The sequence below is a fragment of the Fibrobacter sp. UBA4297 genome (assembly GCF_002394865.1).
Lineage (GTDB): Bacteria > Fibrobacterota > Fibrobacteria > Fibrobacterales > Fibrobacteraceae > Fibrobacter.
The window spans coordinates 224532-233072 of sequence record NZ_DGUZ01000001.1; the positions used below are offsets into that span (position 1 = coordinate 224532).

5 protein-coding genes and 2 tRNA genes are annotated in these 8541 nt (G+C 49.8%); 1 reads left to right on the forward strand and 6 read right to left on the reverse strand.

What is annotated here, in order from left to right; translation table 11 throughout:
* The first annotated feature begins 36 nt into the window (after positions 1 to 36).
* Entirely contained in the window at positions 37 to 2763 is a 2727-nt protein-coding gene (locus B3A20_RS00965; protein WP_290760871.1) for a cellulase family glycosylhydrolase, read from the forward strand.
* Positions 2764 to 3377: 614 nt separating this feature from the next.
* Here B3A20_RS00965 and tgt read toward each other — a convergent pair.
* The 6 genes from tgt to tpiA form a co-directional block, all read right to left on the reverse strand.
* Positions 3378 to 4517: a tRNA guanosine(34) transglycosylase Tgt gene (gene tgt / locus B3A20_RS00970; RefSeq protein ID WP_290760873.1), complete on the reverse strand. Its 1140-nt coding sequence runs from the start codon at positions 4515 to 4517 to the stop codon at positions 3378 to 3380.
* A gap of 275 nt (positions 4518 to 4792) precedes the next feature.
* Positions 4793 to 4876: transfer RNA gene (locus tag B3A20_RS00975), tRNA-Leu, on the reverse strand.
* A 183-nt stretch (positions 4877 to 5059) separates the two neighbouring features.
* Positions 5060 to 5143: transfer RNA gene (locus tag B3A20_RS00980), tRNA-Leu, on the reverse strand.
* A gap of 182 nt (positions 5144 to 5325) precedes the next feature.
* Complete coding sequence (gene murD, locus B3A20_RS00985) at positions 5326 to 6687, reverse strand: UDP-N-acetylmuramoyl-L-alanine--D-glutamate ligase (RefSeq protein ID WP_290760874.1); 1362 nt, start codon at positions 6685 to 6687, stop codon at positions 5326 to 5328.
* A 237-nt stretch (positions 6688 to 6924) separates the two neighbouring features.
* Entirely contained in the window at positions 6925 to 7425 is a 501-nt protein-coding gene (gene secG, locus B3A20_RS00990) for a preprotein translocase subunit SecG (RefSeq protein WP_290760875.1), read from the reverse strand.
* Between the two features lie 24 nt (positions 7426 to 7449).
* Positions 7450 to 8211, reverse strand: a complete 762-nt coding sequence (tpiA, locus tag B3A20_RS00995; protein WP_290760877.1) for a triose-phosphate isomerase — start codon at positions 8209 to 8211, stop codon at positions 7450 to 7452.
* Positions 8212 to 8541: the final 330 nt, after the last annotated feature.

The following is an 8541-nucleotide window of genomic DNA, read 5'->3' on the forward strand; positions in this document are numbered from 1 at the left end:
TGATTGCGGAGATTGGGTGAACCCAAAAGGATGTTTATGAAAAAAGTCTTCGCATTATTGACGTGCGCTGCCGTGACTTCTGCCATGGCAGTGACCGCTAGCCGTGTTGGCCCTGTGAGCACGTACGGTGAACTCGTCGCAAACGGTGGCAAGCTTTCTGGTTCTTGCCCGGAATACTCTCAAAAGGCTGTTCAGGTCAAGGGTATGAGCCTCTTCTGGAGCTCGGGCAACACCTATTCTACCGACTTCTACTCCGAAAAAGGTATCAACCGCCTGGTTGACGACATGGGTATCGAAGTTGTGCGCTTTGCTCTCGGTGCGGCTGACGAAAAGTTCAATAGCTCGGGTCGTTCTTACACGACGGGTGGCGAAGGCTTCCAGAAGGCTTTGCTCAAGTCCGTAGTGAATGCTGCTGTCGATAAGGACATTTACGTCATCATTGACTGGCACATCGAATCTTCTGATGGCTTTACTAACGATGCTGTCAAGTTCTTCGAATATGCAGCCAAGGAATACGGCAAGTACAACAACGTGATTTTCGAAATCTGGAACGAACCGACCGGTAGCATGGATGCCGTGAAGCAGCATGCCGATCAGGTGATTCCGGTTATCCGTAAGTATTCCGACAACCTCATCCTCGTGGGTAGCCCGGGATGGTCCAGCCAGCCGAATGCTTGCGCTTCCGCAGGCATCAACGACAAGAACTATGGTTGTACGCTCCATTTCTATGCTGCAACTCACTATATGGGCGATGGCGGTTACAACAAGGCTGCAGAAACGGCTATGGCTGCAGGCGTGCCTGTGTTTGCTACCGAATGGGGTACCGTCAATGCTAACGGTGATGGCCAGCCGGATGAAGGCTCCAGCAACAAGTGGGTAGAATGGATGGCTCAGAAGGGCGTGTCCTGGACGAACTGGAACGCTTCTGCTATGAACGAAACTTCTGCTGCATTTGCTAATGCCGTGTTCGAAAACGGTTTCACCTACACCAATTCTGGTAAGTACGTCAAGAGCAAGCTCGGTGGCGCATCTTATAAGGATTGCGGCCTCCAGAATGGTGATGCCGAAGAAGAATCCGGCTTCTCTACGGGCGTTGCAAACGGTACATCGACTTCTATCCTAGATGACATGGAAGATGGCGACCGTTATGGTTACCTCGGTGGTGCTTGGGCTGCTGTCGAAGACCAGGAAAATGGTGGTGCAAGCTCTATTTCTAACGAAAAGATTGAAGATGACTTTGGCAATACGACCTATAAGGTTGTCTATCCGGTCAGCGGCGACAACAAGAATACCTCCAAGTATGTTGCTGCCCTTAAGGATGTCAAGATCGGTAAGGGTTCCCTTAGTTATGGTCCGTACATCAAGATGTTCCTCACGCTTTTGAAGGAACCGGCAAAGGATTCCCCGAAGGCTTATGCAGACTTCGCCAAGTGCAAGACCATCAAGTACAAGTACAAGGGAGCTAGCCACAACTTCGCAATTGAAACGACCGATGTTACCGACTACAACTATCACCGCGTGAACAAGGACGCTTCTGAAGGTTGGAAGGAAGTCGAAATTACGACGGACATGTTGAAGCAGGAAACATGGGGTGACGATTCTCGCTCCAAGCCGATCAAGATGGAAAACGCAACTCGTCTTTCTTGGGAAATCAAGGGCCTCGAAAAGGTTCCGGACGAAATGAACCAGCCCAAGTATCCGTACCTCTATGTGGATGACGTGAAGTGCGACGGTCTTTCCTTCACTGCTGTTAGCGGTAGTGCTAGCGAAACTCCGAAGTCTTCTTCTAGTGCTGCAGTTGGTCAGAGCTCTTCTTCTGTTGTTGCTGGTTCTTCTAGCAGCGCAAAGGCAACTTCTTCTTCTAGCGCCGTTATCCTCCCGCCGGCATCTTCTGCAACAGGTAAGACTGTTGTCGATATCGACGACGTTGAAGATCTTGATGAAGTTCTCAAGACTACGGGTACCTGGTATGCTTACACGGATAAGGAACCGGGTGGAAAGTCCTCTATTTCTAACGTCTATGATCAGAAACTTGGTGGTTATGTGGTCGCTTTCCCGGGTACTGAAGATCCGACGAATGGCACTAAGGGCTTTGTGGGCTTGAAGGACATCAATTGGGATCAGGGAACCTATACGGAAGCTCCGTTTGTTGCACTCGGCCTCAATACCAATGCCGATACCTCCAAGGGGATTGACTTGAGCAAGTGCGGTGCTATCAGCTATCGTTACAAGGGTTCCGCTCATACCTTCAAGGTTCAGGATGGTTCCGTGACGGACTATGCTTACCACGAATATCCGCTCGATGATTCCCAGGTCTGGAAGACGATGACGATTCTTATTGATGATATCGCTCAGCCGAACTGGACTCAAGATCCTAAGGACCTCAACTGGGGTGCTATCAAGAAGATGGCTTGGGAAGTTGTTGGCTACAAGGGCATTGTCTATCAGCCGGCTATCAACTACCTCTATGTGGACGACCTCAAGTGCGTCGAAGTCCCGAAGGTTGGCTTCAAGACTGTTGCTCGCGCAGCTAGCGGCATCAAGGTTGGCGTGAAGGGCGATATGCTCAACGTGAACTTCAACAAGGCTGGCACAGCACGTATCCAGGTGTTCGACATGATGGGGCACGTTGTTGACAGCCGTATCGCTAACGTCTCTGCCGGCGCAAACCAGTTCTCTCTCAAGAACATGGCTAACGGCAACTACGTTGTGCGTGTGATGATGAACGGTGCAGCAAAGACTGCTCGTATCTTCATCAAGTAAAGACTGATGCGTTCCTTCGCGGAGCGCTTAAGTAACCATCAAAAATGCCCCGGACGAATGTCCGGGGTATTTTGTTATGCTGAAAAAAAAGAAATTTTGAAAAAATGCCGGATTTTACGTCAAAAATAACGGAATTTCGTTGTTTTTGACGTAATTTTTCTACGTTGTTTGTGTGTTTTTTATGGGTTTTGAGCCTTTCTTTCATTTTTTAGAACTAAATCTGAAAAAAATGTTCTTTTGAAGACAAAAAAGAACAGAAAAATCTAGAAAAAATGTTGCTTTATCTGTATTTTCTGTTTCTTTATATGAATTTTTACGTCAAAAAATCGCATATTTTGACTTTTTTGACGTAAAAATCGCCTAAAAATCAAAATTTGAATTTCGCACAGCTTTATTGCAAATCGCGCTGTAACACTTCTCACTTTGCCTTGGCCCACGGTTCGATGCCTTACTTATCGCAAGGCATCTATGACAAAGGAGGGCTTTCGCCCTCCCTGAAAAGACTGAATCCGCTAGAATCATTTGAAAATGTGGTAGGCGGATTCTCTTGCGTGCATGCCTAGTTGATACTAGGCATTTCTGCTCACAAACCTACCTTTTCCAATTGCAAATAACTATTCTAGATTGCGCTGTAACACTTCACACTTTGCTTTTGCCCACTCTTCAAACGTATCGTCGGCGAGGTGGTCCTTCGCCTCTTGCATGAGGTGCAGGTAGAAGTGTAGATTGTGGATGCTGGCGAGCGTGTAGCCGAGCGATTCGCCGGCGTGGTGCAAGTGGCGCAGGTAAGCACGGCTGAAGTTGCGGCAGCAGTAGCAGTCGCAATTCGGGTCGACTGGCTTGTCGTATTCTTCGGCGTGGCGGGCTGCCTTGTAGCGGAGCACGCCTTCGCTGGTGAACAGCATGCCGTTACGGGCGTTGCGCGTGGGCATCACGCAGTCGAACATGTCAACACCGCGGCCAATCAATTCCAGCAAGTTCCACGGCGTTCCAACGCCCATCACATAGCGCGGATGGTCTGCCGGCAAGTAGTCCGTGCAGAAATCTGCAATCTCGTACATCGTTTCGGTCGGTTCGCCGACGGAAAGTCCACCCATGGCGTAGCCATCGGGGCCGAGTTCTGCGATGCGTTCAATCGCCTGCTTGCGCAAATGCGTGTGCATGCCGCCTTGTATAATTCCAAAGAACTGTTGATCGTAACCGTGAATCGGCGGGTGTTCCTTGAGCCATTCCATCGCTTCGGCGGTCCAGCGAAGCGTGTAGTTTAAGCTGTGTTCCGCTTCCTTGACCGTGCTCGGGTACGGCGTGCATTCGTCGAGCGCCATGATGATGTCAGCGCCAATTTCGCGTTGGGCGTTCATCACGCTTGCCGGGCTAAAAAAGTGCTTAGAACCGTCCAAAATGCTCCTGAATTCCACGCCTTCGGGCTTGATCTTGCGAAGGTCTTTCAAACTCCACACCTGGAATCCACCGCTATCAGTAAGCACCGGGCCGTTCCAGCTCATGAACTTATGGATGCCACCGGCGGCCGCAATTTTTGGCGTTGTGGGGCGCAAGTACAAGTGGTACGTGTTGGCGAGGATAATCTGTGCCTTGATGTCTTCTTTTAGCTGTGCGGGCGTTACGGCCTTTACGGTCGCTTCGGTACCCACCGGCATAAAAATCGGCGTTTGGATGTCGCCGTGGTCGGTGTGCAAAACCCCTAGACGGGCCTTGGATTTCTTCGACGTCTTTTTCAGTTCAAAACGGTTCATGTTTGCAAATGTAGAATTTTATGAAATGGATGTGAAGACATTTTTTTCGCTCTGTCACCCCGGCCTCTGTGCCGGGGTCGGCATTTTATTTGTCATTCCCGCCTACCTGTCCTCGCGCCTGTCCTCGCGCCTGTCCTCGCTTGACGGGGATGACGGGGACGAGCGGTCGGACAGCACTTGGCAACTTGTTGCCTTAGTGCACATGGCCACCTTTAGGTGGGAATCTCCCTTCGTGCAAAAATGAAAAAAGACTCGATTTTCATCGAGTCTTTTTCTGCGGTCGGACAGACTTGAACTGTCATGAGATTGCTCCCACTAGCACCTCAAGCTAGCGTGTCTACCAATTCCACCACGACCGCGTGGTCCTTAGCGGAACGAACACAAAGATAGTATAATTTTTTGATTTTGGAAACTCTTGTTACAAAAATAATTGAATTTTTTTTGACGATGTCACCCCGGATTTATTCCGGGGTCGGCGTACGCATTTTTAGTTGCGTTTTAAACTAAATAAAAAAGACCCGATTTTTCATCGAGTCTTTTTCTGCGGTCGGACAGACTTGAACTGTCATGAGATTGCTCCCACTAGCACCTCAAGCTAGCGTGTCTACCAATTCCACCACGACCGCGTGGTCCTTAGCGGAACGGCACAAATTTAGTTTAAATGTTTGAACTTGTAAAGGGAAATGCGCACATTTTTATCATTTTTTTGCTCAATGGGGTGGGGCTAAGTGCCTCCGAGCGGGCGGACAGCACTTAGAGCTTTGCTCTCTAGTGCGCATGGCCACCTTTAGGTGGGAATCTCCTATTCCTAAACCTCTGCAACGAGCTTGTCAAACACTTGTCCGCGGACTTTGTAGTTCTTGAACAGCCCAAAGCTTGCGCATGCGGGGCTCATGATGACCGTTCCGCCTTCACCAATGTTCAAACTGTCGGCAAAAGCTTCTTCGAGTGTGGGGAAGATGGCTGTCTTGACTCCTGCTTCGTCCACGCCTGCCTTTTTCAAATCAGCGAGCATGCGCTCGGCGGTCGCGCCGATCAGCGCAACGCGCTTCAGGTTCGGGCGCTGCTTTACGAGAATTTCAGAAAGTTCCGTGAAGTCGGCGTTTTTTTCGGAACCGCCGAGGATCAGCGCAAACGGACGCTTCATGCTGCCTGTAGCTGCAATAGTTGCATCCGGACGGGTAGCGTAGCTGTCGTTGTAAAATTCAATGCCGTTCTTTTCGCCTTTGAATTCCATACGGAACGGGAGCGTCTCGTAACTCTTGAGCGCTTCGAAAGCATCGGCGACTTTAATGCCCAATGCTTTACAGGCGAGCGTTGCTGCTGCCATGTTTTCGAGCTGATAGATGCCGCGAACTTTGCAATCGACGAGGTACAATGTAACGCCGTCAATCGTGAGTGTAGCACCGTCAATCACGGCATCGCCGTCGCCAGCACTGGGGCCATCGGCGAGGCTGACTGCATACTTTGTCTTGGCTGGACTTTCGCTTGCGATCTTTGCAGTCGGTTCCGCGTCTTTCAGATAAACGCATGCGCTGTCACGCTTTTGCCAGCGCACCAAATTTGCCTTGGCGTCGCGGTATTCTTCAACGCTTTTGTGCCAGTCCAAATGTTCCGTTGACACGCGCAACACGACGCCTACATCTGGCGATACAGATAAAGTCATTAACTGGAAACTTGAAAGTTCCAAGATGCTGATGCGGTCCGGAGTCTCGTCTTCGAGCAAGTCCAAAGCCGGTACGCCAAAATTTCCACCAATCGCATTTGACTTACCGCATTTGTCCAAAATGTGGCTGATCATGCTCACGGTAGAGCCCTTGCCGAGCGTTCCCGTGACACCCACTGTGGCTTTTGATTGAGTTTGTTCCAAAAACAGTTGGATCTGGCTCGTCATGAGCCCGCCGTTCATCTGGAAATGGAACAATTCTTGACTCATCGGATAAACGCCGGCTGAACGCACGACCGTCACGCAATCCTTGAGCCCGTCCAAATAGTTTTCGCCACTGCTTACCTTGACATTCACGCCTGCGGGCACTTCCGGGAGTGTCACCGGATTCTTGTCCATCACGACAATGTCCTTGACGCCTTCGCGGAAAAGGTAACGCAACGTGCTCTGGCCTTCAACGCCAAAACCTAAAATTCCAACTGGAGAAACAAGTGTATTCTGCATAAAAATCCTCTTAGTAGCTAGCCCTTAGTCTTTAGTCAATAGCTTCTTGTATTGCAACTGTGCCAATAACTAAAGACCGACGACTAATAACCATTAACCAATAACTACAGACTAAAATTTAGCAACCCTTACCAAATGTGGGCGCTCAGATAATCAAAAACAAAAAAATCCGCTCTCTTTCGAGGGCGGACTTCTGAATGCGGTTTGACCGACTTGAAACCAAGTCAATCTAAACTTTTACTTTGCAGCTTTCTTCTTGCCTTTCTTAGCTTTCGGAGCTTCTGCCGGAGCTGCAGCTTCAGGAGCCGGAGCGGCTTCAGCCTTTACTTCGGCAGCAGGTGCGGCCGGAGCATCAGCCTTGACTTCAGCGGCAGCCGGTGCAGCTGGTGCTGCTTCAGCCGGAGCGTTGAACGTTGCCGGAAGGACCGGAATTTCCTGAGCCTGTTCGGCTGCGTTTTCACGAGTTGCCTTCTGCATGGCAGATTCTTCAACAGTCTGATCCTGCTTAGCCGTGATGAGGCCAAGAGCGAAAACCACGATGAAGAAAATCACAGCAACGACACGAGTCAGCTTCTGGATGAAGGTCGCTGCGCCGGCGGTAGAAAATGCAGATTGCGAAGTCATGCCACCGAGACCTGCCAAACCGCCCATCTTGTCGTTCTGAACGAGAACAAGGAGTGCGAGGAAAAAGCAGAGAAACACGTGGAGGACGATCAATACCCAAAAGAGAGTTGTCATTTGTGACGTTCCTTTCGTTAAAAGTTACTTGGCTTCAGCAGCGTCGATGATGGCCTTGAAAGTGTCTGCCTTGAGGCCTGCACCACCAATGAGACCGCCGTCGATGTCCTTCTGAGCGAGGAGGCCCGGAGCGTTTGCACCCTTCATGGAGCCACCGTACTGGATGCGCATGCCTTCGGCAACAGCTTCGCCGTAGATTTCCTTCACGACAGAGCGGACATATGCCTGAGTTTCTTCAGCCTGTTCGTCCGTTGCGGTAACGCCAGTGCCGATTGCCCAAACCGGTTCGTATGCGAGAACGCACTTAGCAGCATCTTCAGCAGAAACGTCCTTGAATGCGCCCTTGATCTGAAGGCCGAGAACTTCCTTTAAAATACCGCCGTTACGCTGGTCGAGAGTTTCGCCAATGCAGATGATCGGCTTGAGGCCAGCTTCGAGAGTCTTCTTGACCTTGAGGTTCACGGTTTCTTCCGTTTCGTGGAAGTACTGGCGCTGTTCGGAGTGACCGATGATCACGTATTCAGCACCGATTTCCTTGACCATGTCGATGGAAACCTTACCGGTGTATGCGCCCTGGTCCTTCCAGTGGATGTCCTGGATAGCGAGCTTCACGTTCGTGCCCTTGATGACGTCTGCAACCTTAGCAGCGGCGAGGTAGGTCGGAGCGATCACGACTTCGGTCTTCTTCACGTCCTTGACGGCTTCCACGATATCCTTAGCGAGCTGAACGGATTCGCTAACGGTCTTGTTCATCTTCCAGTTACCAGCAATGATATACTGACGCATAATTAACTCCTTGAGAGGTTTAAAATTTAACGCGCGTAAATGTAGAAATTTTTTTGCGAATAGTCACTAGTCGTTAGTCATTAGTCATTAGTTATTAGAGCTTAATACTTGGATAATAGTCATTCTCGAGCAACTGAAAGTCATGTGGGAATCCGTAATTTATTCTGCTACAGCCAACTGCGGCATAGCCGCAAAAAAAATCCCCTCGGCGGTTAAACCAAGGGGTGTAGTGCTTTTTTAGTTCATAGTCATTAGTTATTGGTTGTTAGTATAACTGTTGCGGCTTTACCGCCAATATAAACTAATGACTACTGACTATTGACCAACGTC